Source organism: Mesorhizobium sp. Mes31 (assembly GCF_024519675.1).
GTDB lineage: Bacteria > Pseudomonadota > Alphaproteobacteria > Rhizobiales > Rhizobiaceae > Mesorhizobium.
Window position 1 is genome coordinate 1 of sequence record NZ_JALJRL010000016.1, and the last position, 23,614, is coordinate 23,614.

The window sequence follows — 23,614 nt, forward strand, 5'->3', positions numbered from 1 at the left end:
GCCCCTCATCCGCCTGCCGGCACCTTCTCCCCGTATAGTGACGGGGAGAAGGGAGCTAACGGCCGAAGGCCGAGCCCGCGACCGCGGGCCGCCGGTAGTCCGGCGCCCCCGCGGAGGGCCAGCCGCGTAAGCGGCGGTGCGGCCCGTGAGCGAAAACAAAACGCCGTCAGGCCGCCTTCTTCTTCGGCTGGATCAGGCCGCGCTCGACCAGAAGTTCGGCGATCTGCACCGCGTTGAGGGCCGCGCCCTTGCGCAGATTGTCGGAGACGATCCACATAGAAAGGCCGTTGTCGATGGTCGAATCCTCGCGGATGCGCGAGATGAAGGTGGCGTCCTCGCCGGCCGATTCCAGCGGCGTGATGTAGCCGCCGTCCTCGCGCTTGTCCAAGACCTGGCAGCCTGGCGCCTCGCGCAGGATATCGCGCGCCTGGTCGGCGGTGATCGGCTTTTCGAACTCGATGTTGACCGCTTCCGAATGGCCGATGAACACCGGCACGCGCACGCAGGTCGCCGTCAGCTTGATCTTGGGGTCGAGCATCTTCTTGGTCTCGGCCACCATCTTCCACTCTTCCTTGGTGGAGCCGTCGTCGAGGAAGACGTCGATATGCGGGATCACGTTGAAGGCGATGCGCTTGGTGAACTTCTTGACCTCGACGCCGTCGGCGACGAAGACCGCGCGCGTCTGCGTGAACAGCTCGTCCATGCCTTCCTTGCCGGCGCCCGATACCGACTGGTAGGTGGCGACGACGACGCGCTTGATGGTGGCGAAGTCATGCAGCGGCTTCAGCGCCACGACGAGCTGCGCCGTCGAGCAGTTCGGATTGGCGATGATGTTCTTGCGTGTGAACAGCGAGATCGCGTCCGGGTTCACTTCCGGCACGATCAGCGGCACGTCCTGGTCGTAGCGGAAGGCCGACGAATTATCGATGACGACGCAGCCCTGCTTGCCGATCTTCGGCGACCATTCCTTGGAGACGTTGCCGCCAGCCGACATGATGCAGATGTCGGTGTCGGAAAAGTCGTAAGTGTCCAGTGCCTTGACCTTCAGCGTGCGGTCGCCGAACGACACTTCCGTGCCCTGGCTGCGCCGCGAGGCGAGCGCCACGACTTCGCTTACCGGAAAGCCGCGCTCTTCCAGTATGTTGAGCATTTCCCGGCCCACATTGCCCGTGGCGCCGACGACTGCAACCTTGAAACTCATAAAGATCTCCTGTCCCTCTCCGCTCGGTTTTTGGAGAAAACCCGCCGGCCGATGCGGGTTCCGTCCCCCGGGCCGGACCCGGGAGAGGGTGGTTAGGCCAAGGGAATCACACCGTTTTGGTGGTGGTTTTTTTGGCCGTGGTTTTGCTGGAACGAGGGGACGCGCCGACGCGCCCGGCCCAATGGTTCGCATTGAGGCTGGGGGCATCGAATGCAAGAAGAGCCATCAAAAGGCCGCGCATCGAAAAACGATCCCGTTCGAAGCGGGCTTTTACGCGGTTTGCGTCAAGAGTCAATTGCGATGCTCAGCTTCCCCTTCTCCCCCTGTGGGAGAAGGTGGATCGGCGCGCGGCGCCGAGGCGGATGAGGGGTGTTCCGGCGGAGTGAGACGTTTGCGTTCCCTGGAACACCCCTCATCCGTCGCCTTCGGCGACACCTTCTCCCACAGGGGGAGAAGGGGAAGGCAGTGCCGCTTGCCCTGTACAACCGGGGCCGCAGGAAGTACGAACGGCCAAGATTGTTTGGCTGGCGCGGCGCCGGCCCCGGCACGCGCTCCATGACGAGCGCAGACCCTGAATTCCGAAAGAGCGAGATGTCCAACTTCGAAGCACTTGTTCCCGCGCTGGCAAAGGCGCTGGAAAAACGCGGCTATTCCGAACTGACCCCGGTGCAGAAGGCGGTTCTGGAACTCGGCGAGGCCGATGCACTGGTCTCGGCCCAGACCGGCTCCGGCAAGACCGTCGCCTTCGGCCTTGCTTTGGCGCCGACCCTTCTGGGCGACGCGGAGCGCTTTGGCCACGCCGCGGCACCGCTGGCTTTGGCCGTGGCGCCGACGCGCGAGCTGGCGTTGCAGGTGACGCGCGAACTGGAGTGGCTCTACGAACTGACCGGCGCCACGGTGGCGTCCTGCGTCGGCGGCATGGACATGCGCTCGGAGCGGCGTGTGCTGGAGCGCGGCGCCCATATCGTTGTCGGCACGCCCGGCCGCCTGCGCGACCACATCACCCGGCATTCGCTCGACATGTCGGCGCTCAAGGCCGTGGTGCTCGACGAGGCCGACGAGATGCTCGATCTCGGCTTTCGCGAGGATCTCGAATTCATCCTCGACGCGGCACCGGCCGAGCGCCGCACGCTGATGTTCTCGGCCACCGTGCCGCGCTCCATCGCCACGCTGGCGCAAGGATACCAGCGCAACGCCGTGCGCATCTCGGCCGCCGGCGAGGAGAAGCAGCATCTCGACATCGAATACCGGGCGCTGAGCGTTGCCCAGGCCGACCGCGAAAACGCCATCATCAACGTGCTGCGCTACTACGAGGCCAAGAACGCGCTGGTGTTCTGCAACACGCGTGCCGCCGTCAATCATCTGACCGCCCGCTTCAACAACCGCAACTTTTCCGTCGTCGCTCTGTCTGGCGAGCTCAGCCAGAACGAGCGCAGCCATGCGCTGCAGGCGATGCGCGATGGCCGCGCCAAGGTCTGCATCGCCACCGATGTCGCGGCGCGCGGCATCGACCTGCCCAATCTCGAGCTGGTGATCCACGCCGACCTGCCGACCAATCCTGAAACGCTGCTGCACCGCAGCGGGCGAACCGGCCGCGCCGGGCGCAAGGGCGTCAGCGCGCTGATCGTGCCCAACAGCGCCCGCAAGCGCACCGAGCGCCTGTTGCAGAACGCCGGGCTCAAGGCGACATGGGCAAGCCCGCCCTCGGCCGACGACGTGATGCGGCGCGACGACGAGCGCATCCTTGCCGACCCGGCTTTCGAAGAGCCGGTGAAGGATGACGAGCGCGGTTTCATCGACGCCCTTCTCGCCCGCCATGGCGCCGAACAGGTGGCGGCCGCTTTCGTGCGCCAGTGCCGCGCCAGCCGCTCGGCGCCGGAGGACCTGATGGACGTCGCGCCGTTCACGCCGTCGCGTGAAAGACCGGCGGGCGAAAACTTCGCGCGCCGGGACGAGGCGCCCAGCCGCCGCGACGATTTCGGCGCCAGCGTCTGGTTCTCGCTGTCGATCGGCCGCCGGCAGAATGCCGAGCCGCGCTGGCTGATCCCGATGCTGTGCCGCACCGGCAGCATCACCAAGCGCGAGATCGGCGCCATCAAGATGCAGCCGGAAGAGACCTACGTGCAGATATCGGCCGATTGGGCCGACCGCTTCCTCGCTGCGATCGGTCCCGACCGCAAATTGCAGGGCAACATCGCGGTCAAGCGGCTGGACGGCACGCCCGATCTGTCGCGGGCCGGCTACCAGCCGCCAAGCCCGGACAAGAAACCGCATCGCGGCAAGGCGCCGTTCGACCCGAACGCGCCGAAGCGCAAATTCGACAAGCACCCGGCATCGGCCGATCAGCGCCCCGCCGCTGCATTCGACGCCAAGCCTTGGGCGAAAAAGCCCGGCAAGCCGAAATTCGAAAACACCGGCGCGCCGAAGCACAAGAAAGCGAAGAAGCGGCCGGCCTAGAGCATGATCCCGAAAAGTGGAATCCGGTTTTCGGGAATGCTCAAACAAAGAGATAGAGTCCCATCCCGATTCCATCGGGATGGAACAGGCTCTAACGGAGCCGCGTGGTTTGCAACGGCGCGGCGGCCCCGACACTGCCGGCCACGCTTGCCTGCAGTCCTGCCTTGATGGCGGCCCAGCTTGCCGATGACGGCGTCGGCCGATGCTGTTGGGCGATGCGCTCCGCCAGCGAAGAACGCCAGGCAGGGTCCTCCGCCATCCTGCGGATGGCAGCGTACCAGCCGGCCTGATCGTTGGAATCGATCACCGGCATCAGACCGCCGGTCGCCTCGATCAGCGACGGCGTCGTCGAGACGATGACCGGAACGCCGAAGTCGAGGCATTCCGAGGCGCCGTAGCCCCAGCCCTCGATATGCGAGGGAAAGACGCCGAAGGACGCGCTGCGATAGTAGCGGATCAGCTCCTCGTCGCTGACCAGCCCGGTGAAGGTGACCGACTGCAGCAGGCCGGGATGAGCCTCGAGATAGGCGCGCAGCGGCTCGATCATCCAGCCCCAGCGCCCGGCGCAGACAAGCCTCGGCAGCTTGACCCCTTCCTCGAGCGCCTGCTGCCAGATGCGGGCCAGCAGGATGTGGTTCTTGCGCACTTCGATGGTCGAGCAATAGATCACGAACGGTTTGCCAGCCTCGATGCGAGAGGTCGCGCCCATACGGGAAGCGGTCTCGTGCAGGATCGAGGGCATCGGAAACCGATACACCACCGGCGGATCGATGCCGGCCTTGCGCATATGACGGGTGAGCGTGGCGCCGACCTCGTCGGAAGCGCAGAACGCTGGCGCGCCGGAGCGCACGAGCTGCTCGAGATAAGACCCGAAACGACGCTCGCCGGTGCCCGAACCAAGCAAATCGGGGCGTAGTGCCGGGATGATATCGTGGCAGAGGAAGGCAAGCTTGCCGGCGGCGCCCGAGACGGCGGACCGGTCTTCCTGGGTCAGGATGTGATGGCTGATCAGCACGAGGCTGCGTTCGGCATCGGCGGTCCGGCGCGGAGCATCCTGGCTTGGGCCCAGACGGATCCGCGTCCGCCGACACAGGCGGTAGGCGCGGATCAGCAGCCTCGTCGCCTGGTAGGCGATCCCCTTGCGGCCATTGGTCACCGTCCTGGCCAGGTGACGGTCCGCCTCACGCTTGTCCCCCGGCTCCTGCCTCACCGCCGCGAAAGCCTGCGACAACGCCATGCGTCTTCCCGGCCATCGTTTGACACGGCGCGGTGAGATCTCGCCCGTCGCGACATGTTCCTGTTCATAGGGAGCAAGCGGTCGAAACCGACCTTCCCCGGGCCTGAACGCCACCACGTCCACGCAAGGGTCGGGATCCGCCAACGCCGCGTTGATCAGGAAGCTCTCCACCCGCGGGATGCCCGCCAGACCCTTGCCGGGCGGCCACAACATCAGCCCGGTGGCGTCGATGGCCAGTGTCGGGGGTCCTGTGACCTCCCCATCCTCGGTCACGACGCTGGCATCAGAACGCTCGGCTGTCATTGTCTGCTTTTGGCGAAAGCGATTGCACTTCCTGTCTTATGCTTCATTTGCCGCGGGGACGGTAGCCGTGTCGCGCGGCCTTGCCGACAGGTTCGCCCCTGTGCCACACCTTTGGCGGGGTGTGGCGAGCGGGGGTGGGCAATGCGCGGCGAAGTGCTTCACTATGACGAGGACCAGGGCTTCGGCTTCATCACCGGGGCGGATGGCAACCGTTACACGTTCAGGCGCGAGGATTTGCGCCGCGAAACCGCCTTGGCACGAGGCACGAGGGTCGAATTCCAGCCGGGCGGCGGCCAGGCGCGTGACGTTTTTTCGATCGCCGCCCAGGCCGCGGACCCGGCCAACAATGCCAGTGCGGACGCGGCAGCGGCTCAAGCTGGCAATGCGCCGGCCGCGCGCGCATCCCAGGCGCAGCATTTCGGCCGGTCCTCCGAGCCCGCCGAGCCCACCGACCTGTGGGGCTATTTCTGGCGCGGCCTGACAGGCAATTACTTCAATTTCGCCGGCCGCGCCCGCCGCAAGGAATATTGGGGTTATTGCCTGTTCTGGACGATTGCTTTGCTGGCGATCGTTGGCATCGGCATTTTCACCGATGTCGAGATGGGCAATCTCGACAGCGCCGAGATGCCGGCGATGACGGTCGGGCTTCTCGGCGTTTTCCTGCTGGCCACGTTTCTGCCCGGCCTCGGCATGATCGTGCGCCGCCTGCACGATATCGGCCTGCCGGGCTGGCTCTGCCTGGTGATGCTCATCCCCACCATCGGCGGCCTGATCATCCTGGTCTTCGCCCTCATCCCGACGCAGGCAAGGGAAAACCAGTGGGGACCGGTGCCGGCAGGGATCAGGGTTTAGTCGCGTGCATCTTGCAATCAGCGACAACCTTGGGTAGTATTGCTCATCCGCATTGTAGGGGGGGAAGGTATGCGCGGCGCGGTGCTTCATTTCGACGAGGATCAACACTACGGCTACATCAATGGAACCGACGGTATATCTTTTCGCGTAACGATATAAGCCGGGAGATCCCCCTCATCAGGGGGACGCTCGTCGGCTTCGAGCCGGACGACGGCTCGGCCCACAATATAGTGGCCGTGGTCCCAACCACACCGTCGCCAAGCACCGGCCAGCCATCACGGCCGGGCAGTCCCGCTGAAAACGCGCCTGCCGGTTCTATGGGACTGTGGGCCTACTTCCGGCGAACGGTGAGCGTGAATTATTTCAATTTCAACGGACGCGCCCGCCGCAAGGAATTCTGGGCCTTTTGGCTGTGCTTTATCCTTGTGCAGTTGGCACTTATTGGCTTCGGGATACTTGTCAATCTGGCCATCAACGGCTTCGGCATCAATGCGGGCAGGAGCTCGATTGGGCTCCTGCCCGCCGCTATCTTCACATTGGCATTCGGCCTGTCGTGGATCGCGCTGGTCGTGCGGCGTCTACACGATGTCGGCCTGAGCGGCTGGCTTGTCTTGCTCTGCTTCATCCCGGCTATCGGCGAGGTGGCCTTGCTGGTCTTGGGACTTGCGCCGTCTCAGGTGGGCGAAAACCCCTGGGGGCCAATGCCGGCTGGCGTCAGGGTTTAGCTGCGTCCGCCAGTGACTCGCCCGACAGTCTGAGGACAATCTTCTGGCCATGGCGTTCGGCGCCGAGCCGCGCGTAGAAACGCAGCGCGCCCTCGTTCCAGTCCTCGGTGGTCAGGTCGATGCGGCCGATGCCGTGGCGCCGGCAATGGTCGGCGAGAAAGCCGATCAGCGCGCGGCCGGTGCCGGCGTTGCGAGCTTTGCCGCGCACGAACAGGTCCTTGAGGAACAAGAGCCGCTCGAGATCGATGCCGGGATGCGCGATCGCCACCGATGCCAGGCCGCTGACCTCTCCCTCGACGAAGGCGAGCGCGAAATGCGGATAGGCCGGACTTTCCTCGGCCAGCCATTTCCGCGCCGCGGCAAGGGCCCGGTCGGCGGCAAGAGGCGGTTGCCGGTAATGCACCGCCATCTCGCATAGCATGGCCGCGAGTGCGGCCGCATCCTCGGTCGTCGCCCAGCGGACGTCGACCGCCATCGGGTCAGCCCAGGAATTTGGCGATGATCGCGTCGCCCATCTCAACCGTGCCGACCTCGGTCATGCCTTCGGACATGATGTCCTTGGTGCGCAGGCCATCGTCGAGCACCGCGGCGATGGCGCCCTCGAGACGGTCCGCTTCCGCCACCATGCCGAAGGAATAGCGCAGGCACATGGCGAAGGAGGCGATCATGGCGATCGGGTTGGCAATGCCCTTGCCGGCAATGTCCGGCGCCGAGCCGTGCACCGGCTCGTAAAGCGCCTTGCGCTTCTTGGTCTTGGCATCCGGGGCGCCGAGCGAGGCCGACGGCAGCATGCCGATCGAGCCGGTCAGCATGGCGGCGATGTCGGACAGCATGTCGCCGAACAGATTGTCGGTGACGATGACGTCGAACTGCTTGGGCCAGCGCACCAGCTGCATGCCGCCGGCATCGGCCAGCATGTGGTCGAGCTTGACGTCTGAATATCTGGCCTTGTGCGTCTGGGTGACGACCTCGTTCCACAGCACGCCCGACTTCATCACATTGCGCTTTTCCATCGAGGTGACGTGGTTCTTGCGGGTCCGCGCCAGTTCGAAGGCGACGCCCGAAATGCGCTCGATCTCGAACGTGTCGTAGACCTGGGTGTCGATGCCGCGCTTCTGGCCGTTGCCGAGATCGATGATCTGCTTGGGCTCGCCGAAATAGACGCCGCCGGTCAGCTCACGCACGATGAGGATATCGAGGCCTTCGACCACTTCCTGCTTGAGCGAGGAGGACGCCGCCAGCGCCGGATAGCAGATGGCGGGGCGCAGATTGGCGAACAGCTCCATGTCCTTGCGCAAGCGCAGCAGGCCGGCTTCGGGGCGCACCTCGTAAGGCACCGCATCCCATTTCGGCCCGCCGACGGCGCCGAACAGCACCGCGTCGGCCGCCATCGCCTTTGCCATGTCGGCATCGGAAATCGCCGCGCCATGCGCGTCGTAGGCGCAGCCGCCGACCAGACCGTCCTCGGTGACGAAGCCGCTGCCGAGCTTGTCATTCATGGCTGATATCAGTTTCTTGACCTCGGCCATGGCCTCCGGGCCGATGCCGTCGCCGGGGAGCAGGAAAAGATGCTTCGTTGCCATGGAGAACCGTCCCAGAAAAGATTTTGAACCGCGGCCTTGCTAAACGCCAAGCGCTTGCGGCGCAAGCCTGCAGGTCAACGGCCGGAGCACGATGTCGTCACCGATGCGAGAGAATGTTGACCAGCCTGCCATAGGGATCGCGCACATAGAAGCGCCGCACGCCCCAGGGCTCGTCGGCCGGCCCGTATTCGATGGCAAAGCCGGCCGTCTTCATGGCTTCAACCGCTTCATCGACGTCATCGACCTCGATCGACAGATCCGGCACCGGCGTGCCCGAGCCGCCCTGTTCGGCGAAGCTGACCTGGATATCCATGGTCTCGGCCGAGCCGTAGGTGGCGATCCAGCCATGATCCATGAGCAGGTCGAGGCCGAGCACGTCGTGGTAGAAACGCTTTGCCGCCGCGATGTCCTGCGTGGCGATGTTGGCAATGATGCGCTTGACCTTCATCCGATCAAGCTGTCCGCCGCAGCGCCGTGACTTCGATCTCGATCTTCATTTCCGGCTTGTTGAGCTGGCAGACGATCATCGTCGCCGCCGGCCTGATGTCGCCGAACGTCTCGCCCAGGATCGGGAAGACGATATCCACGAAGGCCTGGTCGGTGATGTAGTAATGCGCGCGCACCACATCGGCCATCGCGAAGCCGCCATCCCTGAGCGCCTTGCCGATCGTCGCCAGGCAATTGCGTGTCTGCGCCTCGACCGTCTCCGGCATCGTCATCGTCGCATAATCGTAGCCGGTCGTCCCGGACACGAAGCACCAGTCGCCCTGCACCACGGCACGCGAATAGCCGGCGGTCTTTTCGAATGGCGAGCCAGTGGAGATCAGTTTTCGCATGGGGTCCTCGCAGAATTGTTCAGGACGTTTTGAAAGGAAGGGCACCGTCGCACCATAGGCCAGACGGGACTGGCTGTTGTCCCGACGATGGAGGGATGGGGGTCGAGGTATGTTGAGATTCAGGTCAGGCCGAGTCGAAAACGGCGAATTCCGAGACCCGGAGCGGAGCGTACTTAAAGTACGTGAGCACCGGAAGCGCAGGAAGCCGCCGTTTGCAGGCCGGCATCACCTGAATATCGGCATACCCCCTAGTTCGCCGAGCCCAGCGCCTTGTCCAGCGCCTCCTTCACATCGGCCGGCCATGTCGTCGCCGCCGGCCAGGCGTTCGGCTCGCCATTGTCGCCGCGGCGGGCGAAGTAGAGCTTGTGCTGGGCCGGGTCGACCGCCATGAAGCCATCATTGCCGCCGCAATCATGCGGCACGCAGCCGCTGGCATAGAAGGCGCCCGACGCGGTCTTTTCCGTGCCGCCTCCGACCAGCAGGCTGGTCGCCATGTCTGGCATGTCCTTGCCGAGCAGCTTTTCCGCTTCCTTGTAGACGGCCTCGTTGTGGAAGGCGTCGATAATGTTGTCGTATTTCGACGGATCGACGTCCTTCCAGTCGGTGCCGGGCTCCGGCATGTAGGTCAGATTGCCCGAAGTGGTCAGCCCGCCGGTGGGCGACCATTGCAAAGCCGGCTTTGCATCACCCGGCAGCAGATAGGGCACGAAATAGATGGCGTTGTCGGACACCGCCGATGGCGGTGCGCCGCAGTCGTCCTGTTCGACCGTGGTGCTCTGGATAGTGCCGCCTTCCGGCTTCCAGACGATCACCGTTGCCGGACCGCATTGATTGCCGCCATCGCCGACATCGAACAGCGCCACCTTGACGCCGCCGACCTCGACGATCCTGTCGAAGAAGACGTCATAGTTGCTCGCCAGCTGCTGGCCGTCATAGGCAAGCACCTTCTCGCCGTCCTGCTCCGGCTGGGTGATGGTCAGATGGCCGCCTTCGAAAGGCACGGGTGCCTGCTTGTCGTCATCGGAAGCGTCGGCGGCGCCCGTTCCCTGATCGGTGGCCGGCTTTTCAGCCGCTGGTGTCTGCTGCGCGGCGGGCGTCTGTGTTTGAGCCTGGCCCAGCACTGGCAGCAGGGCAAGGGCCAGCCCCCAAGCCCCGGCAAGAAGCGAACGTGTCATGGTGGTCCTCCGTTTCGCCAGATCATAGCCGGTCATTACGGAAACGGAACACCAGTCTTGGACCGCGCTCGAATCGTCGGCGGCAATAGCAAGAATGACTCACATTGGGAGATTGGATGAAGCCTTGCAGCTTCGTCATCCCAGGGCGGAGCAAGGAGCGAAGCGACGCGGCGCAGACCCTGGGATCCATGCCGTGACATACGAGCGCTGTTGCGGTGCTGAATTCTGTTCCGCCGCATGCTTGGCCGGCAGTAGCGGCATGGATCCTCGGGTCAAGCCCGAGGATGACGAAAGCGTGGATGCAAGGAGGACTTAGCCTGCAGACCCCAGCGCCTCGTTCAGCGTCGCCCTCCTCGTTCTACCGAAGCGAAGACCCGCCGGCGCGGCGTGCCGTTCAGGCTTTCAGGCCCAGGGGCGCAGCTCGGCGTTGCGCTTTTCGAACGAGGCAATGGCGCCGGCCTTTTCCATGGTCAGGCCGATGTCGTCGAGCCCGTTGAGCATGCAGTGCCGCTTGAAATCGTCGAGGTCGAACTTGACCACACCACCATCCGGCCCGCGGATTTCCTTGGCTTCGAGGTCGATCGACAGAGTGGCGTTGGAGCCGCGCGAAGCATCGTCCATCAGCTTCTCGAGGTCCTCGGGGCTGACGGTGATCGGCAGCACGCCGTTCTTGAAGCAGTTGTTGTAGAAGATGTCGGCGAACGAGGTCGAGATGACGCAGCGTATGCCGAAATCGAGCAGCGCCCATGGCGCGTGCTCGCGGCTCGAGCCGCAGCCGAAATTGTCGCCGGCCACCAGGATCTGCGCCTTGCGGTAGGCCGGCTTGTTGAGCACGAAATCCGGATTTTCCGAACCGTCGTCATTGTAGCGCATTTCGGCGAACAGCCCGGTGCCAAGTCCGGTCCGCTTGATCGTCTTCAGATAATCCTTCGGGATGATCATGTCGGTGTCGACATTGACGATCGGCATCGGAGCGGCGACGCCGGTGAGCTTGGTGAATTTTTCCATGGCTTTGCCCGTGTTTTCGTTGCGGGGGAGTTTGCTGAGGCCCGGTTTACACAAAGCCGCGGGCAAATAAAAGCCAACTGTTTGTGCGCGACGCATCGCCTATGGCAGCGCAAGGCAAGTTTGAAATCTGGCGACGACCCGCCCCGTCTCGACCGGGGGCCTCCAGCATGTAGCTGGCGCTCTTCCCCTGAGCTACGGGCCGCCGTAATGGCTGTATCATGCCGCACGCTGAAACTGAACCACCTCAAAAATGGCTTCGAAATCCTGGCCAGCTGATGCAGTCTGGCAGTCATGGTGGAAAACTCCCAAATCCTCTACGCATGCGAACCCGCGCTCGACGTCGCCGAATTCCGCCGCGTGCTGGTGGAATCCGGCCTCGGCGAAACGCGCCCCGTCGATGACGAAGCGCGACTGCAAGCGATGCTGTCGGGCGCCAATCTGGTGCTGACCGCGCGTCTCGATGTGGAGGGCAAGCCGCTGATCGGCGTCATCAGGGCGGTCACCGACTTTTCCTGGGTCTGCTACATCTCCGAACTCGCCGTTTCCCAATCGGCGCAAGGGCTTGGCATCGGCAAGGGCCTGATGGACGAGGCGCAGCGGCAGCTTGGGCCGTCGGTTGCCATCAGCCTGATCTCCATGCCCGACGCCGTCGGCTTCTACGAGCGCATCGGCATGAAGCGCATGACCGACGCGTTCTGGTTCTCCCGCAAGCGCTGACGCTTTCCACCCATGATCGCCTTGCCTGGCGTACAGGCAACTTTTCGTGATCCGCAAGCCGCCTTGACATGCAACCAAATGGTTGCATATTAGAGTCATGAGCATGGATGCAGTCTTTCGCGCACTGGCCGACCCGACACGCCGGCAATTGCTGGACAGCCTCCATGCCAGGAACGGGCAGACGCTGAACGCGCTGTGCGCGGAGATGGACATGACGCGCCAGGCGGTGACCAAGCACCTGGCGATCCTGGAGGAGGCGAACCTCGTCACCACCATCCGCAAGGGGCGAGAGAAGGAGCACTACCTCAACCCCGTTCCCATCAACGAGATCGCCGACCGCTGGATCGGCAAGTTCGAACGGGGACGGCTGACCGCCCTCAGCGACTTGAAGAAACGCCTCGAAAGGGAAGACTGATGAGCAACAGCTTCGTTTACGTGACCTACATCCGCACCACGCCCGAAAAGCTGTGGGAGGCGCTGACCGACCCGGAGTTCAACCGGCAGTTCTTCCTCTGCTCCTATCAGGAGAGCGATTGGAAGGTGGGCTCCAGCTGGAAGCTGATGTTCCCCGACGGGCGCCTTGCCGACAGCGGCGAAATCCTCGAGATCGACCCGCCGCGACGCCTGGTTATCAAATGGCGCAATGAATGGATGCCGGAGGTGAAGGCCGACGGCTACACGCGCTGCACCTTCACCATCGAGCAGGACGGCGAGTTGATGAAGCTTGCCGTCACCCATGAGGCGGACGGGCCGCACAGCCTGATCGGCAATGTCGCCAAGGGCTGGCCGCTGGTGCTGGCCAGCCTGAAGAGCCTGCTCGAGACCGGCAAGGGTTTCGAGCGTCCGCCATCAAAAGAGTGAGGGCCTCGTTTCGATACCGAAACAAAATCGATGTGGAGACATCCATGATGCACATTCCCAGCGTGCGGAGCATGACCAATGGCGAGACGATCATGGCATCGGCCGACATCGGCGCGCCTCCGGAACGCATCTTCAGGGCGCTGGTCAGCACGGAAGTCGAGCAATGGTGGGGTTCAGCCGACACCTACCGAATGACGGATTGGTCGGCCGACCTGCGTATCGGTGGCCATTGGAACGTCACTGTGCGCTGGGCTGACGGCAGGGACCTGCCGGCCAGCGGCCAATTCGTCGAGATCGAGGCGCCGCGCCGGATCGTGCAGACGCGTGCCTATGAGTGGGATCATCCCACGCTTGGCCGGCGGCCAACGACGGTCGCCTGGCTGCTGCAGCCGATCGCCACCGGCACCCGCGTCACCATCTGCCATGGCGGCTTTGCCGGGCTGAGCGAAGCGGCGGCCGAACATGCCGAAGGCTGGGGCCGGGTGCTGGCCTGGCTGCAGGCTTATGCGACTTCGGGCTACCGGGCTGCAGCCTGACGAAGCTTCTTGTTGTCTAACCGTAAGAAGGAGGAGGCCATGAAGGAAATCTGGCACGAGATCAGCATCAAGAGCGCGCCCGGCACCATCTACCAGGCGTTGACGCAGGCGGACAAGCTTGCGCAATGGTGGATCCCCGACACGCGGGGCGAGTCCAGACCCGGCAACATACTGGAGTTTCGCTTTGGAGACGGCTGTCAGCTCATGCGGGTATCCGCTCTCGAACCGGACAGGCTGGTGTGTTGGCAGCCGACGAAAGAGGACGATTCGGACTGGGCCGGAACGCAGATCCAGTTCACCGTTCTTCCCGTCGACGGTCAATCCACTGTTCAGTTCCGGCATTCGGGATTTCGCGGCAATGCCGATCGCTATCCCTATTACTCGATGAGCTGGGCGGTCTTCCTGCTGAGCCTCAAGCAGCTTGTCGAGGACGGCGAGGGATTCCCGTTCCCGAACCGTTGGATTCACCAGTAAGTCGATCCGGAATCTGGCCCGGTGCATTTGGCTAAACCTCCGCCTTGACCCGCACCTCATCTGGTCCACATCCCATGCATGGAAAAGCGGGGATGTTTCATAGGCACGGCCGGTTGGGGAATTCCAACCCGATACAAGGAAGACTTCCCGCAACCCGGCTCGCATCTCGAACGCTACGCCCGGCACTTTCCGATCGTCGAGATCGACACGTCCTTCTACAAGCCGCACCGCCGCGAGACCTATGAGCGCTGGGCGCGATCGGTGCCCGACCGTTTCCGCTTCGCCGTCAAGATACCCAGGACCATGACCCATGAGCAGCGTCTCGTCGGCTGCGAGGCGCTTGCCGAGGTTTTCTTCCAGCAGGTTGAGGGTCTCGGCGAAACGCTGAGCGTGCTTTTGGTGCAACTGCCGCCGAGCTTGCCGTTCGAGCCCGACATGGCTCGCGGTTTCTTCGACATGTTGGGAAAGCGAACCCAGGCCAGGCTGGCATGCGAGCCGCGCCATCCGAGTTGGTTCGATGCGGAGGCCGAGGCGCTTCTGGCCGGTTGCCACGTCACGCGTGTTGCGGCCGATCCTGCCCCGGTCCCCGCCGCGGCGGTGCCGGGCGGCTGGTCCGGCCTTGCCTATTTCCGCTGGCACGGCGCACCGCGCGTCTACTATTCCGACTACGATGCCGAGAGTCTCGACCGGATCGGTCGGCAGGTGAAGGCAGCGGCCGCTTCGGGCGCCGAGGTCTGGGGCATCTTCGACAACACGGCCGCCGGCCATGCGCTCGGCAACGCCCTCGCTGCCGACGCGATGCTTGCCTAGACTTCGTCATCCTAGGGCGGAGCAAGGAGCGAAGCGACGCGGCGCAGACCCTAGGATCCATGCCGCGACGTTGAAGTGTCACGGCGGTGCAGAACTTCTACGGCAACGCACGCCGATCGGTGCGCATTTTATTCTGCGCCGTTGGAGCCCACGGCAGCAATAACGGCATGGATTCCAGGGTCTCCACGACGTCGCTTCGCTCCTGCTCCGCCCTGGAATGACGAAGAAAATGGGCGCCTCGGCAAATCCTGAAGGCCGTTCGAGCCCTTCAAATCACATTCAATTCCCGGAACGCCCGCCCCTCCGCGACCCGGCTGTAACCAAACGCCGAGCAATCCACCGTGCGGTAGCCGCCATGCACGATCAGCTCGGCCAGCGCCTTGCCGACCGCCGGCGCCTGCTGCAGGCCGTGGCCCGAGAATCCGTTGGCGAACAGGAAATTGCCGACCTCAGGATGCGGCCCGATCACCGCGTTCTGGTCGAGCGTGTTGTAGTCGTAATGGCCGGCCCAGGCGCGCGTCGGCTTGATCGCCTCGAAGGCGGGAATGCGGGTCGCCAGCACCGGCCAGATCACCTCTTCGAACAGCGGCCAGTCGACGTCGAAATCCGCGGGGTCGGCAGGGCCGTCGCCCTCTTCCGGCTCGGCGCCGCCGGTGAGGTAGACCGAGCCTTCCGGGCGCACATAAATTCCGGAGGGATCGACCAGCAGCGGCATGTCGGCGTATTTCTCGCGCGCCTCGAAGACGAAGACATTGCGCTTGCGCGGTTCGACCGGCAGCGCCAGCCCGGCAAGGGCCGCGACCTTGCCGGCATTCGGCCCGGCGGCGTTGACAACGGTGCCGGCCTCCAGCGTCTGGCCATTGTCGAGGCTGACGCTGGTGACGCGGTTACCGTCGCGCGCAATGGCCGTGACCGAAGCGGTGATGAAATCGATCTTCTTGTCGCGCAGCGCCTTGCGGAACAGCATCAGCATCGCATGCGCGTCGAACCAGCCTTCGCCGGTCCGGCCGTAGGCGCCGGCGGAAATGCCCTCAGTCGACAGCCACGCGAAGCGCCGCGTCAGCTGCTCGGCGTCCTCGAACACGATGTCGGCGCCCTCGGCGATCTGCGCCTCGTGGTTGGCCTTGAGGATCGGCAAGCCATTTTCCCCGGCGAGAATGAGATAGCCGCCCTCGCGGAAACCGATATCGGCGTCGGCACCGAACTCTTCCTTGAGCCGCCGGAACAGTTTCAGCGTGAATTGCGACAGCCGGATGTTTTCCGGAATGGAGAATTGCTGACGGATCGAGGCCATGGACAGCGTGGTTGCCGCGTGGGCGAATTGCGGATCGCGCTCGATCAGCGCGATCGAGCCGGAAAACCCTTCCTCGCGCAGATAATAGGCGATCGAGGACCCGACGATGGCCCCGCCGATGATGACGATGTCGTAGCGCACGCTTTTGCCTCTCCAAGCCTGGAGCATGATCCCGAAAAGAGCGTACCGGTTTCGGAATCAGGCTCCCATTTCATACAACCGGCAGATTGATCTCGAAGCGCGTGCCGCGTTCGGAGTCAACCAGCCTGATCGTACCATCATGCGCTTTCAGGAGGGCCAGCACGATGCCAAGGCCCATGCCGGTGCCGCCCGAATCGCGCCGCGTGGTGAAGAACGGCTCGAAGATACGGGTCCGGTTGCTCGGCGAAATGCCGGCGCCGTCGTCATCGACCAGGATGGTCGCTCTGCCCTCGGCGTTCGCCGCCGTGACCGAAACCTGCGTCGCGCCATGCCTGGCCGAATTGTCGATGAGATTGGCAAGCACGATGGCTCCGTTCTCGGCCGATATGCGCAAGGTCAGATCGCCGCCGGCCTCGACGCGGACCGCCAGCCTGTTGTCGATCGGGAGCAGCGCCAGCACTGCACCAATCGAGGTGGTTTCGCCGCTCGGCGCACGATTTTCGGCGCGCGCCAGCTCGAGCAGGCGCCGCACCAGCAGATTGAGCCGCCCCGCATCGGTGACGATATTGTTGGAGAATCGCCGCCGCTCGGCATCGTCCATCGCCGAACCGGAATCGCGCAGCAGCTCGGCCGCGCCCTGGATCGCCGTCAGCGGGGATTTGAGCTCGTGCGAGACATGGGTGGCAAAGGTCTGGATGCTGTCCGATCGTGCTTGCAGCTTTTCCGCCATGTCGAGGAAGGCGGCAGACAGCTCCGCCATCTCGTAGGTGCCGTGATGGTCGAGCGGCCGGATGGCGTCGCGATCGCCTGCGGCGATACGCTGGGTGCGGTCGATCAGCGCATAGATTGGCCGGCTGACGGTGCGGAGAAAAACCAGGCCGATGAGCAGCGTGCCGCCGAGGATGGCGATCGCCGCCAACGTCACCTTGCCGCGCTCGCCATAGAGATGCTTGACGATGTTGTTGGGTGTCCGCGAGACATAGACCACGCCGGCGACCCGGCCATCGACGGCCACCGGCAGGGCGACGAAGACACGCACCTTGGTGCCACGGCTGACCGAATAGAGCGGCGGCGTGGGTTGGTCGGGGATACGCAGCCTGAGTGCGCTGGCATGGCGCCCGGTGAGGGCCTCGCGCACCTCCTCGACGTCGGCGAGTGACAGGCCGACCTCGTTGCGGCCGGCAATGACGACGCCCCTTGGATCAAGCAGCCGGAAGCCGGCCAGCGTGGTTTTCTGCGTAGCGTCGAGAATGCCGGACAAGCGCGCGCCGATCGCGGCGAAGACAGGATCGGCAGTCGCGGCGACCGCCGCCGGCCGTGTCGGAAGCACATAATCGGAGGCGAGATCGAGGCGCGGCTCGATCGGCCGATAGCCCGGGTCGATACTTCGGCCCGGGTCGACACTTCGGCCCGGATCGACGCTCCGGCTCGCGCTTGCGTTTGCCTGCGGCATCGCCGCACCGAGTTTTTCCTGGGGGATGCCGGCGTCACGCACGTCCTGCGCATAGATGGCGGCGATGGCGGCACCTTGCGCGATCAGCTCCGCTTCGGTCTGGCGGATCAGCTGGTTCTCGTAGAGCCGGAAGAAGAACAGGCCGACCAGCGGCAAGGCCATCACCATGATCAGGATGGCGACGACGACCGTGGCGAGACGTGGCCGCCACTTGCGGCCAATCCATTTGCGCGAGGTCGTCAGCCGCATCGGCCGAGCCGGAAGCCGACGCCATGCACGGTCTCGATGACATCCGGGCAACCCAACGCCGCCAGCTTTGCGCGGATGTTGCGGATATGGCTGTCGACGGTGCGGTCGGCGACATGGACCTTGCCGGCATAGGCACTGGCCATCACCGCGTCGCGGTCGAGCACATGCGTGGGCCGCGCCAGAAAACCCTTCAGGATCGAGAACTCGATCCCCGTCAGGGCAAGCGGCTTGCCATCGAAGCTGGCGGCGTGGCTGACCGGCGCCAGGGCTAGCTTGCCGTGCGCGAACTGCCTGTCGTCGGCCGGTTCGGCCGGCGCCGGGCGGGCGCGCCGCAGGATGACGTTGACGCGGGCGACCAGCTCTCGCGGGCTGAACGGTTTCGTCACATAGTCGTCGCCACCCATTTCGAGCCCGAGGATGCGGTCGATCTCCTCGTCGCGCGCCGACAGGAACAGCACCGGCACATTGGATGTCTGCCGCAGCCGCCGGCAGACCTCCAGCCCATCCATCTCCGGCATGCCGATGTCGAGCACGACCAGGTCAGGTGTGTGCCGTTCGATCGCCCGCAGAGCGGCAGCGCCATCGGAAACGGCAGCCGTTTTCATACCGGCCTTTTCCAGCGCGAAACAGATTACCTCGCGGATATGCGGGTCATCGTCGGCGACGAGGATATGATGCGGCATGGATCAGCGGCCCGGCACGTAAGGTTCGGTAGCGGAGGGAATCACGAGCGGGCCTCTCCTGTCGAGATAGCGATTGAGCCGCCAGTCGCGAAAGCTCCAGGCCCGCCAGTTTTGTTGCAGGGTGCGATACCAGCCTTCGTCGCTGCCGCGCACTCCCGCCAGCTCGCGGAAGGCCGGATCATTGGCGGCCGCAGTCCGGCTCTGATGCTCGAAGAAACGATCGAGCGCCGGAAACGCGCCCGGACCGAGCGAGCGCAGATACCAGGCGTCGAGGGTAATGCCCTGGCCGGTCATTTCGAGGGAATGGTCGACATTGTAATTGGCGATCGTTGCTGCGAAGTTGATGAAACAGCAGGCATAAAGCGTCGCCGATAACGTCAGAAGATTGGCGGACAGCAGCCATTCATTGGATTTTCCAAGCGCGATGCGGGCGATGATCAGGGCAAGGCCGGCCGCCACCAGCCCCATCCAGACGAAAGCGGCGACGCGCCAGTAGGTCAGCGCATAGATGCCGATATAGAGGTCGAGGCGCAGGATCGACGAGATGACAAGCATGATGTTCTGCGCCACCCAGGCATAGACCAGCCGGCGGATGACCGGATCGGCCGATGTCGTGCTGCCGGGCCGCAGCGCCGCCAGCACGAAGCCGGCGGCAAGCAGCGCGGTGACGATCAAGGGATAGGCGCCGCGATGCGCATAGGCGGCGTAGCTCAAGCCGTCGGGAAGGGCGGCCCCGCCCCACAGATAGGCGGCGTCGAGTCCGGTCTGCAGTGCAAACAGCATGTTGAAGATAACAAGCGCGCGAAGAATGGCCGCCTTGCCGAACAGGATATCCTCGATGGTGGTGACGGTTGCCTCGGATTGAGCGCTGACATCAGCCACCGGCGCCGCACGCGGGACACGGCGGAACAGGCGCGGCAGGCGTGGCCGCAAGAAGGCCCAGACGCCGGCGAGCACGAACAGCCAGAAGGCAATCCGCGCCAGCTGGATGAGATCGAGCAGCTTCAGAAGGTCGATCAGCGACAGCCAGTAATCGATGACCGGATTGGCGGCGCCGAACAGCGCCAGGAAGACCGCGCCCAGGGTCAGCGGCATCACCCAGACGGCGAGCGCCGCCAGGCGGACGCGGCGCCGGCCGGACCGTCGCGCCGCCTTGCGCCAGCGGATGAAATCGCCAACGAGCCGGAACGGCGCCGCCAGCAGGAACAGCCCGATCTGGCCGGCAATGCGAGCGATGCTGTGTCGCAGACGGCCGCTGAGCGAAAGCGCGAAGACGACCATGGCCGCAAGCGCGACCGACACGGACAAGGCGCTGACATTCTCCGTGAGCGGCAGCAGCGCGACAAGCAGAGCGGCGGGCTTGATCCACAGCCTGCCGTCGCTGAAGGCGGCGGGATGCACGGCGACGACGGCAGCGGCAATCAGGATGGCGAACAGGAAAACCGTGATGCCGGCGGGCTGGCCGTAGAACAGGAAATCCGCAAGTGCTGCCAGCAGCACGGCAACACCGAGGCGGCTGCAATAGCTCGGCGCGGCGGTAAACAATGATGTCATGACCTAGTCTTCCCAACGGTGTTCAGCCTGGTTGTCGGCGGGCTCCTGCGGACAAAGGGAATGAGAATCGCCGTGGGATTCGCGCGCGGCGGATCGACCAGCCACCAGCCTTCGCTGCGCAATCGGTGGGGCAGGGGCCAACGGGGTTTTGCTCGCTTGTCCATGCCGCCTGTCTCGCAGGCCGGCCAGGAAACGATTGGGCGGATTGGAGGAGGTTTTCCGCAAGCGTGTGCAGTTTTCGTGCAGGGGCACGCTTTACTGCTGGTGCACTGCCCGCCCTCCTTTCCGAGCTTTGGCGCTGCCCCTCACCTGCCTGCCGGCATCCTCTCCCCGTAAACGGGGCGAGGGGCGCTCGTCGCCGCTTTCGCCAATCATCAGTGTTGCAGGAAGGGAGCCGAGGTTGCGGCCAGCCTCTTTCGCCCCGTTTACGGGGAGAAATGACCGGCAGGGCAATGAGGGGCGGTGCCAGCTTTCGCGATTGGCTCGTCTCAGGTACGGGTCGGACGGCTTGCCTCCACCAACCGCACGCGGCATAGATCAGGCATGGAACCCTATCGCCCGCGCCGTTCGGTGCTCTACGTCCCGGCCTCCAACGACAAGGCCTTGGCCAAGATCGCGCAGCTTTCCTGCGACGCCGTCATCATCGACCTCGAGGATGCCGTCGCCCCGGCCGACAAGGTTGCGGCGCGCGAAAAGCTGGCGGGGATTTTCGCCAACGGCCCGCTTGCCAACCACTTCGGCCACCGTTGCGAGATGGTCGTGCGCGTCAACGCGCTGGCCAGCGAATGGGGCGCCGCCGACCTGCTGGCCGCGGCAAGCTGCGAGCCGGATGGCATTCTCTTGCCCAAGGTCGACACGCCGCGAAACCTGCTCGAGGCCGGCGACGTGCTCGACGACAATTTTGCCCCGGACAGCGTGAAACTATGGGCGATGATCGAGACGCCCAAGGCACTGCTCAACATCGGCACCATAGCCGAACTTGGTCGGGATCCGGCCTCGCGTCTGGTTTGTTTCGTTGCCGGAACGAATGATTTGGTCAAGGATACCGGCGTGCTGGCGACACCCGACCGGCGCTATCTCGTGCCGTGGCTGATGCAGATGGTGCTGGCGGCGCGTGCCGGCGGTCTCGACATGCTCGATGGCGTCTCCAACGATTTTCGCGACCTCGAAGCCTTCGCCCAGGAATGTGCGGAAGCGGCCGCCATGGGATTCGACGGCAAGACCCTCATCCATCCGGCGCAGATCGAGGCGGCCAACCGCGCCTTTGCGCCGTCCACTCAAGCCGTGGCCGAGGCGCGCCTGGTCAGCCAGGCCTTCGCGCTTCCGGAGAACACCGGCAAGGGCGTGATCGCGCTGAACGGCAAGATGGTCGAGCGGCTGCATCTCGCGCAGGCTGAAAAACTGCTGGCGAAGGCAGCCGCCATCGGCGCATGATCCCGAACCGAAGGTCGGCGAAGCAAGAAGCGGAAACCGGCTTTCGGAAAGATCATGCTCGAAACAAAGAAGACAGAGCACTCACGACAGGACTGAAAAATGAAACTCTACCGCTTTCTGACCGGCCCGGACGACGCCAGCTTCTGCCACAAGGTGACGGCGGCGCTGAACAAGGGCTGGCACCTGTTCGGCTCGCCGACCTATGGCTATGACAAGAAGGCCAAGGCCATGCGCTGCGGCCAGGCCGTGGTCAAGGATGTCGAGGGCCAGGAATATGGGCCCGATACCAAGCTCAGCGACTGGTAGAGTTTGCAAAGCGCCAACACAGGCTGTGTCGAGATTCAGGTCAGGCCGAGTCGGAGTCGAAGACGGGCGCGAAGCGACCAAACTGGGTGGTGCCCGAGAACCGGAGCGGAGCGTACTTTTGGGTACGTGAGCACCGGAAGCGCAGGGGACCGCCATTTGCAGGCCGGCATCACCTGAATATCGGCACAGCCTATTCCGCCGCCTCTTCGATCCGCTCCATATCATCGTCCGACAGGCCGAAATGATGGCCGATCTCGTGGATCAGCACATGGGTGACGATGTCGCCCAGCGTTTCCTCGTTTTCGGCCCAGTAGTCGAGCATGGCGCGGCGGTAGAGCGTGATGCGGTTCGGCCCTTCGCCGGTCTGCGGATTCCAGCGTTCGGCGATGCCGCGTCCTTCGAAAAGGCCGAGCAGGTCGAACGGGGTTTCCAGCGACAAATCGTCCATGATCTCGTCGGTCGGGAATTCGGCGATCTGGATGATGATCTCGCCGGTCAGCTTGCGGAACTCCTCCGGCAGGTGGGCGTAGGACTCCAGCGCCAGGAACTCCAATTCCTCCATGGATGGCGAGAACTGGTCGTGCCAGGTACGGGTCTTGTAGATGCGGGCCATGCTTTGTCCTTTGAACCCGGCATATAGGCTTTCGCGCCGGAATCGGCAAATGACGCGGGACTGTCGGAGCCGCTGCCGGTTTGCTAACGGGGAGCCACGGAGGGTGGTACTCCGTTTTGTGTAGAAATCCATCGACTGACTTGTTGTAGTGATTGCTTTTTTGTCGTGCTCGTCGTAGCTTCGAATCAATGCGGATTCGGAGTGCAGTCGTGTCGGACTTCAGCCCTGACGAGATACTTACTATGAAGGTCTTGCTCTCTCGCGTTGTGCGCGGTGAGGATGAGAAAAAGCGTATTGACGACGAACTCGCTGCTCTAAAGGCAAAGAAAACTGAAGCCGAGAAGCGGCGGGCTGGCGCGGTTACCGCATTCGAAACTTTCGGCTTCGACACTGACGACGGTGAGCTTTGGAAAAAAGTTAAGATAGCCATTGGGGAAGATGCCTGGTGGGAAGCCATCGCGATGGGTGGCCGCGTCGTTAAACATTTAGCTGACAAACAGAATGAGGCCGCGAAAGAAGCTGAGGCGGAAGCCCCGGAGGGTGACGAAGCGTCCGCCTCTGACGAAGCTTCCGATGACCGTGAATATCCACCTGCCAAAGATGGAATGCCGACTATCCGCGAAATCGTACTTGCTCAGCTTGCCGCTGCCGCCGAGACAGGCATAAAGGCGGCAGATATTCGCAGGTTTATTGAGCAAACTTATAGCCAGACTGTCCATGAAAAGACGGTCGGCATGACGTTGTATCGCCTCTCCAAAGACGGGCTATCCCGTCGAGAGGGGCGCACATGGTTCTCCGCTGCGCCTAGTGCGAAAACGGAGAACCCCGGCGCTGCAACGCCGGGGCCCCAAGAAGGTGTCATTGGCTAGAAAGGAGAGTGCGTGATGTGGTCCATCACCCCGAGAAGATTTAGAGCCTGATTTACCGGGAAGGGGGGACTGTTGTTCCGCCTTCTCCCGATGCCCCTGTAGCTCAGTTGGATAGAGCACCGGTTTCGTATCCGGGGGTCGCGGGTTCAATTCCTGCCAGGGGCTCTCCTACTAACCGCTTAAAATCTAAGGCGATTTGTCGCCTTAGTCAAGTTTTGAAGGAATCTGGTTTCTTCTTAGTCT

At 63.8% G+C, this 23,614-nt stretch carries 26 protein-coding genes and 1 tRNA gene; 13 read left to right on the plus strand and 14 right to left on the minus strand.

The window, feature by feature from the left end; translation table 11 throughout:
* Positions 1 to 166: 166 nt before the first annotated feature.
* Positions 167 to 1,201, minus strand: a complete 1,035-nt coding sequence (locus NR193_RS23910; RefSeq protein ID WP_256753216.1) for an aspartate-semialdehyde dehydrogenase — start codon at positions 1,199 to 1,201, stop codon at positions 167 to 169.
* A 106-nt stretch (positions 1,202 to 1,307) separates the two neighbouring features.
* The gene (locus NR193_RS23915) at positions 1,308 to 1,496 is read right to left on the minus strand and encodes a hypothetical protein (RefSeq protein ID WP_256753217.1); all 189 of its coding nucleotides are present in this window, start codon (positions 1,494 to 1,496) and stop codon (positions 1,308 to 1,310) included.
* Positions 1,497 to 1,792: 296 nt separating this feature from the next.
* Between NR193_RS23915 and NR193_RS23920 the strand changes: the two genes are divergently transcribed.
* Positions 1,793 to 3,658, plus strand: a complete 1,866-nt coding sequence (locus tag NR193_RS23920; RefSeq protein WP_256753218.1) for a DEAD/DEAH box helicase — start codon at positions 1,793 to 1,795, stop codon at positions 3,656 to 3,658.
* A 91-nt stretch (positions 3,659 to 3,749) separates the two neighbouring features.
* Here the strand turns inward: NR193_RS23920 and NR193_RS23925 are convergent, their stop codons facing one another.
* Positions 3,750 to 5,198 carry a glycosyltransferase gene (locus tag NR193_RS23925; RefSeq protein ID WP_256753219.1) on the minus strand — a complete coding sequence of 483 codons (1,449 nt, stop codon included), beginning with the start codon at positions 5,196 to 5,198 and terminating at the stop codon, positions 3,750 to 3,752.
* A 141-nt stretch (positions 5,199 to 5,339) separates the two neighbouring features.
* Between NR193_RS23925 and NR193_RS23930 the strand changes: the two genes are divergently transcribed.
* Together NR193_RS23930 and NR193_RS23935 are read left to right on the plus strand one after the other, a co-directional pair.
* Positions 5,340 to 6,050, plus strand: coding sequence for a DUF805 domain-containing protein (locus tag NR193_RS23930; RefSeq protein ID WP_256753220.1), 711 nt, complete (start codon positions 5,340 to 5,342; stop codon positions 6,048 to 6,050).
* A gap of 353 nt (positions 6,051 to 6,403) precedes the next feature.
* Positions 6,404 to 6,775: a DUF805 domain-containing protein gene (locus tag NR193_RS23935; RefSeq protein WP_256753221.1), complete on the plus strand. Its 372-nt coding sequence runs from the start codon at positions 6,404 to 6,406 to the stop codon at positions 6,773 to 6,775.
* Here the strand turns inward: NR193_RS23935 and NR193_RS23940 are convergent.
* From NR193_RS23940 to leuD, 6 genes are all read right to left on the minus strand, one after another.
* A complete protein-coding gene (locus tag NR193_RS23940; protein WP_256753222.1) occupies positions 6,765 to 7,250 on the minus strand; it encodes a GNAT family N-acetyltransferase in 486 nt (161 codons plus the stop codon). The genes NR193_RS23935 and NR193_RS23940 overlap by 11 nt on opposite strands.
* 4 nt (positions 7,251 to 7,254) lie before the next feature.
* On the minus strand, positions 7,255 to 8,358 hold the full coding sequence (gene leuB, locus NR193_RS23945; RefSeq protein ID WP_256753223.1) for a 3-isopropylmalate dehydrogenase: 1,104 nt from the start codon (positions 8,356 to 8,358) through the stop codon (positions 7,255 to 7,257).
* A 97-nt stretch (positions 8,359 to 8,455) separates the two neighbouring features.
* On the minus strand, positions 8,456 to 8,806 hold the full coding sequence (locus tag NR193_RS23950; RefSeq protein WP_256753224.1) for a VOC family protein: 351 nt from the start codon (positions 8,804 to 8,806) through the stop codon (positions 8,456 to 8,458).
* Positions 8,807 to 8,810: 4 nt separating this feature from the next.
* On the minus strand, positions 8,811 to 9,194 hold the full coding sequence (locus NR193_RS23955) for a RidA family protein (RefSeq protein ID WP_256753225.1): 384 nt from the start codon (positions 9,192 to 9,194) through the stop codon (positions 8,811 to 8,813).
* Between the two features lie 248 nt (positions 9,195 to 9,442).
* Complete coding sequence (locus NR193_RS23960; RefSeq protein WP_256753226.1) at positions 9,443 to 10,369, minus strand: hypothetical protein; 927 nt, start codon at positions 10,367 to 10,369, stop codon at positions 9,443 to 9,445.
* A gap of 402 nt (positions 10,370 to 10,771) precedes the next feature.
* Positions 10,772 to 11,377 carry a 3-isopropylmalate dehydratase small subunit gene (gene leuD, locus NR193_RS23965; RefSeq protein WP_256753227.1) on the minus strand — a complete coding sequence of 202 codons (606 nt, stop codon included), beginning with the start codon at positions 11,375 to 11,377 and terminating at the stop codon, positions 10,772 to 10,774.
* 291 nt (positions 11,378 to 11,668) lie between these two features.
* Between leuD and NR193_RS23970 the strand changes: the two genes are divergently transcribed.
* From NR193_RS23970 to NR193_RS23995, 6 genes are all read left to right on the plus strand, one after another.
* Positions 11,669 to 12,094, plus strand: a complete 426-nt coding sequence (locus tag NR193_RS23970; RefSeq protein ID WP_256753228.1) for a GNAT family N-acetyltransferase — start codon at positions 11,669 to 11,671, stop codon at positions 12,092 to 12,094.
* A 103-nt stretch (positions 12,095 to 12,197) separates the two neighbouring features.
* Positions 12,198 to 12,509 (plus strand): helix-turn-helix transcriptional regulator, encoded by a 312-nt coding sequence (locus tag NR193_RS23975; protein ID WP_208604591.1) that lies wholly within the window; start codon positions 12,198 to 12,200, stop codon positions 12,507 to 12,509.
* A complete protein-coding gene (locus NR193_RS23980) occupies positions 12,509 to 12,955 on the plus strand; it encodes an SRPBCC family protein (RefSeq protein WP_256753229.1) in 447 nt (148 codons plus the stop codon). The genes NR193_RS23975 and NR193_RS23980 overlap by 1 nt, the downstream gene beginning before the upstream one ends.
* A gap of 44 nt (positions 12,956 to 12,999) precedes the next feature.
* A complete protein-coding gene (locus tag NR193_RS23985) occupies positions 13,000 to 13,491 on the plus strand; it encodes an SRPBCC domain-containing protein (RefSeq protein WP_256753230.1) in 492 nt (163 codons plus the stop codon).
* Between the two features lie 39 nt (positions 13,492 to 13,530).
* Positions 13,531 to 13,965, plus strand: coding sequence for an SRPBCC domain-containing protein (locus NR193_RS23990; RefSeq protein WP_256753231.1), 435 nt, complete (start codon positions 13,531 to 13,533; stop codon positions 13,963 to 13,965).
* 78 nt (positions 13,966 to 14,043) lie between these two features.
* On the plus strand, positions 14,044 to 14,775 hold the full coding sequence (locus NR193_RS23995; protein WP_256753232.1) for a DUF72 domain-containing protein: 732 nt from the start codon (positions 14,044 to 14,046) through the stop codon (positions 14,773 to 14,775).
* 268 nt (positions 14,776 to 15,043) lie between these two features.
* Here NR193_RS23995 and NR193_RS24000 read toward each other — a convergent pair whose 3' ends face one another.
* From NR193_RS24000 to NR193_RS24015, 4 genes are all read right to left on the minus strand, one after another.
* A complete protein-coding gene (locus NR193_RS24000; RefSeq protein WP_256753233.1) occupies positions 15,044 to 16,210 on the minus strand; it encodes an FAD-binding oxidoreductase in 1,167 nt (388 codons plus the stop codon).
* A 70-nt stretch (positions 16,211 to 16,280) separates the two neighbouring features.
* Positions 16,281 to 17,912 (minus strand): ATP-binding protein, encoded by a 1,632-nt coding sequence (locus NR193_RS24005; RefSeq protein ID WP_256753234.1) that lies wholly within the window; start codon positions 17,910 to 17,912, stop codon positions 16,281 to 16,283.
* The gene (locus NR193_RS24010) at positions 17,903 to 18,595 is read right to left on the minus strand and encodes a response regulator transcription factor (protein ID WP_256753235.1); all 693 of its coding nucleotides are present in this window, start codon (positions 18,593 to 18,595) and stop codon (positions 17,903 to 17,905) included. The genes NR193_RS24005 and NR193_RS24010 overlap by 10 nt, the downstream gene beginning before the upstream one ends.
* 3 nt (positions 18,596 to 18,598) lie before the next feature.
* Positions 18,599 to 20,149 carry a DUF4173 domain-containing protein gene (locus NR193_RS24015; RefSeq protein WP_256753236.1) on the minus strand — a complete coding sequence of 517 codons (1,551 nt, stop codon included), beginning with the start codon at positions 20,147 to 20,149 and terminating at the stop codon, positions 18,599 to 18,601.
* Between the two features lie 543 nt (positions 20,150 to 20,692).
* On the opposite strand from NR193_RS24015, the gene NR193_RS24020 reads away from it, so the two are divergent.
* Both NR193_RS24020 and NR193_RS24025 read left to right on the plus strand, forming a co-directional pair.
* Positions 20,693 to 21,583: a CoA ester lyase gene (locus NR193_RS24020; RefSeq protein ID WP_256753237.1), complete on the plus strand. Its 891-nt coding sequence runs from the start codon at positions 20,693 to 20,695 to the stop codon at positions 21,581 to 21,583.
* Between the two features lie 99 nt (positions 21,584 to 21,682).
* The gene (locus tag NR193_RS24025; protein WP_256753238.1) at positions 21,683 to 21,889 is read left to right on the plus strand and encodes a DUF1737 domain-containing protein; all 207 of its coding nucleotides are present in this window, start codon (positions 21,683 to 21,685) and stop codon (positions 21,887 to 21,889) included.
* Positions 21,890 to 22,079: 190 nt separating this feature from the next.
* Here the strand turns inward: NR193_RS24025 and NR193_RS24030 are convergent, their stop codons facing one another.
* Positions 22,080 to 22,502, minus strand: a complete 423-nt coding sequence (locus tag NR193_RS24030; protein WP_091575942.1) for a metallopeptidase family protein — start codon at positions 22,500 to 22,502, stop codon at positions 22,080 to 22,082.
* 242 nt (positions 22,503 to 22,744) lie between these two features.
* Between NR193_RS24030 and NR193_RS24035 the strand changes: the two genes are divergently transcribed.
* On the plus strand, positions 22,745 to 23,371 hold the full coding sequence (locus NR193_RS24035) for a hypothetical protein (protein ID WP_256753239.1): 627 nt from the start codon (positions 22,745 to 22,747) through the stop codon (positions 23,369 to 23,371).
* A gap of 92 nt (positions 23,372 to 23,463) precedes the next feature.
* Positions 23,464 to 23,536: transfer RNA gene (locus NR193_RS24040), tRNA-OTHER, on the plus strand.
* Positions 23,537 to 23,614 lie beyond the last annotated feature (78 nt).

Excerpts from the sequence above, each read along its gene's own strand:
- NR193_RS24025 (WP_256753238.1), top strand. The coding sequence starts at position 21,683 with ATGAAACTCTACCGCTTTCTGACCGGCCCGGACGACGCCAGCTTCTGC.
- NR193_RS24015 (WP_256753236.1), bottom strand. The coding sequence starts at position 20,149 with ATGACATCATTGTTTACCGCCGCGCCGAGCTATTGCAGCCGCCTCGGT.
- NR193_RS23925 (WP_256753219.1), bottom strand. The coding sequence starts at position 5,198 with ATGACAGCCGAGCGTTCTGATGCCAGCGTCGTGACCGAGGATGGGGAG.
- NR193_RS23980 (WP_256753229.1), top strand. The coding sequence starts at position 12,509 with ATGAGCAACAGCTTCGTTTACGTGACCTACATCCGCACCACGCCCGAA.
- leuB (WP_256753223.1), bottom strand. The coding sequence starts at position 8,358 with ATGGCAACGAAGCATCTTTTCCTGCTCCCCGGCGACGGCATCGGCCCG.
- NR193_RS23970 (WP_256753228.1), top strand. The coding sequence starts at position 11,669 with ATGGTGGAAAACTCCCAAATCCTCTACGCATGCGAACCCGCGCTCGAC.
- NR193_RS23990 (WP_256753231.1), top strand. The coding sequence starts at position 13,531 with ATGAAGGAAATCTGGCACGAGATCAGCATCAAGAGCGCGCCCGGCACC.
- NR193_RS23995 (WP_256753232.1), top strand. The coding sequence starts at position 14,044 with ATGGAAAAGCGGGGATGTTTCATAGGCACGGCCGGTTGGGGAATTCCA.
- NR193_RS23930 (WP_256753220.1), top strand. The coding sequence starts at position 5,340 with ATGCGCGGCGAAGTGCTTCACTATGACGAGGACCAGGGCTTCGGCTTC.
- NR193_RS23985 (WP_256753230.1), top strand. The coding sequence starts at position 13,000 with ATGATGCACATTCCCAGCGTGCGGAGCATGACCAATGGCGAGACGATC.
- NR193_RS23940 (WP_256753222.1), bottom strand. The coding sequence starts at position 7,250 with ATGGCGGTCGACGTCCGCTGGGCGACGACCGAGGATGCGGCCGCACTC.
- NR193_RS24005 (WP_256753234.1), bottom strand. The coding sequence starts at position 17,912 with ATGCGGCTGACGACCTCGCGCAAATGGATTGGCCGCAAGTGGCGGCCA.
- NR193_RS23960 (WP_256753226.1), bottom strand. The coding sequence starts at position 10,369 with ATGACACGTTCGCTTCTTGCCGGGGCTTGGGGGCTGGCCCTTGCCCTG.
- NR193_RS23950 (WP_256753224.1), bottom strand. The coding sequence starts at position 8,806 with ATGAAGGTCAAGCGCATCATTGCCAACATCGCCACGCAGGACATCGCG.
- NR193_RS23910 (WP_256753216.1), bottom strand. The coding sequence starts at position 1,201 with ATGAGTTTCAAGGTTGCAGTCGTCGGCGCCACGGGCAATGTGGGCCGG.
- NR193_RS23955 (WP_256753225.1), bottom strand. The coding sequence starts at position 9,194 with ATGCGAAAACTGATCTCCACTGGCTCGCCATTCGAAAAGACCGCCGGC.
- NR193_RS24020 (WP_256753237.1), top strand. The coding sequence starts at position 20,693 with ATGGAACCCTATCGCCCGCGCCGTTCGGTGCTCTACGTCCCGGCCTCC.
- leuD (WP_256753227.1), bottom strand. The coding sequence starts at position 11,377 with ATGGAAAAATTCACCAAGCTCACCGGCGTCGCCGCTCCGATGCCGATC.
- NR193_RS24035 (WP_256753239.1), top strand. The coding sequence starts at position 22,745 with ATGAAGGTCTTGCTCTCTCGCGTTGTGCGCGGTGAGGATGAGAAAAAG.
- NR193_RS24030 (WP_091575942.1), bottom strand. The coding sequence starts at position 22,502 with ATGGCCCGCATCTACAAGACCCGTACCTGGCACGACCAGTTCTCGCCA.
- NR193_RS23975 (WP_208604591.1), top strand. The coding sequence starts at position 12,198 with ATGGATGCAGTCTTTCGCGCACTGGCCGACCCGACACGCCGGCAATTG.
- NR193_RS24010 (WP_256753235.1), bottom strand. The coding sequence starts at position 18,595 with ATGCCGCATCATATCCTCGTCGCCGACGATGACCCGCATATCCGCGAG.
- NR193_RS23920 (WP_256753218.1), top strand. The coding sequence starts at position 1,793 with ATGTCCAACTTCGAAGCACTTGTTCCCGCGCTGGCAAAGGCGCTGGAA.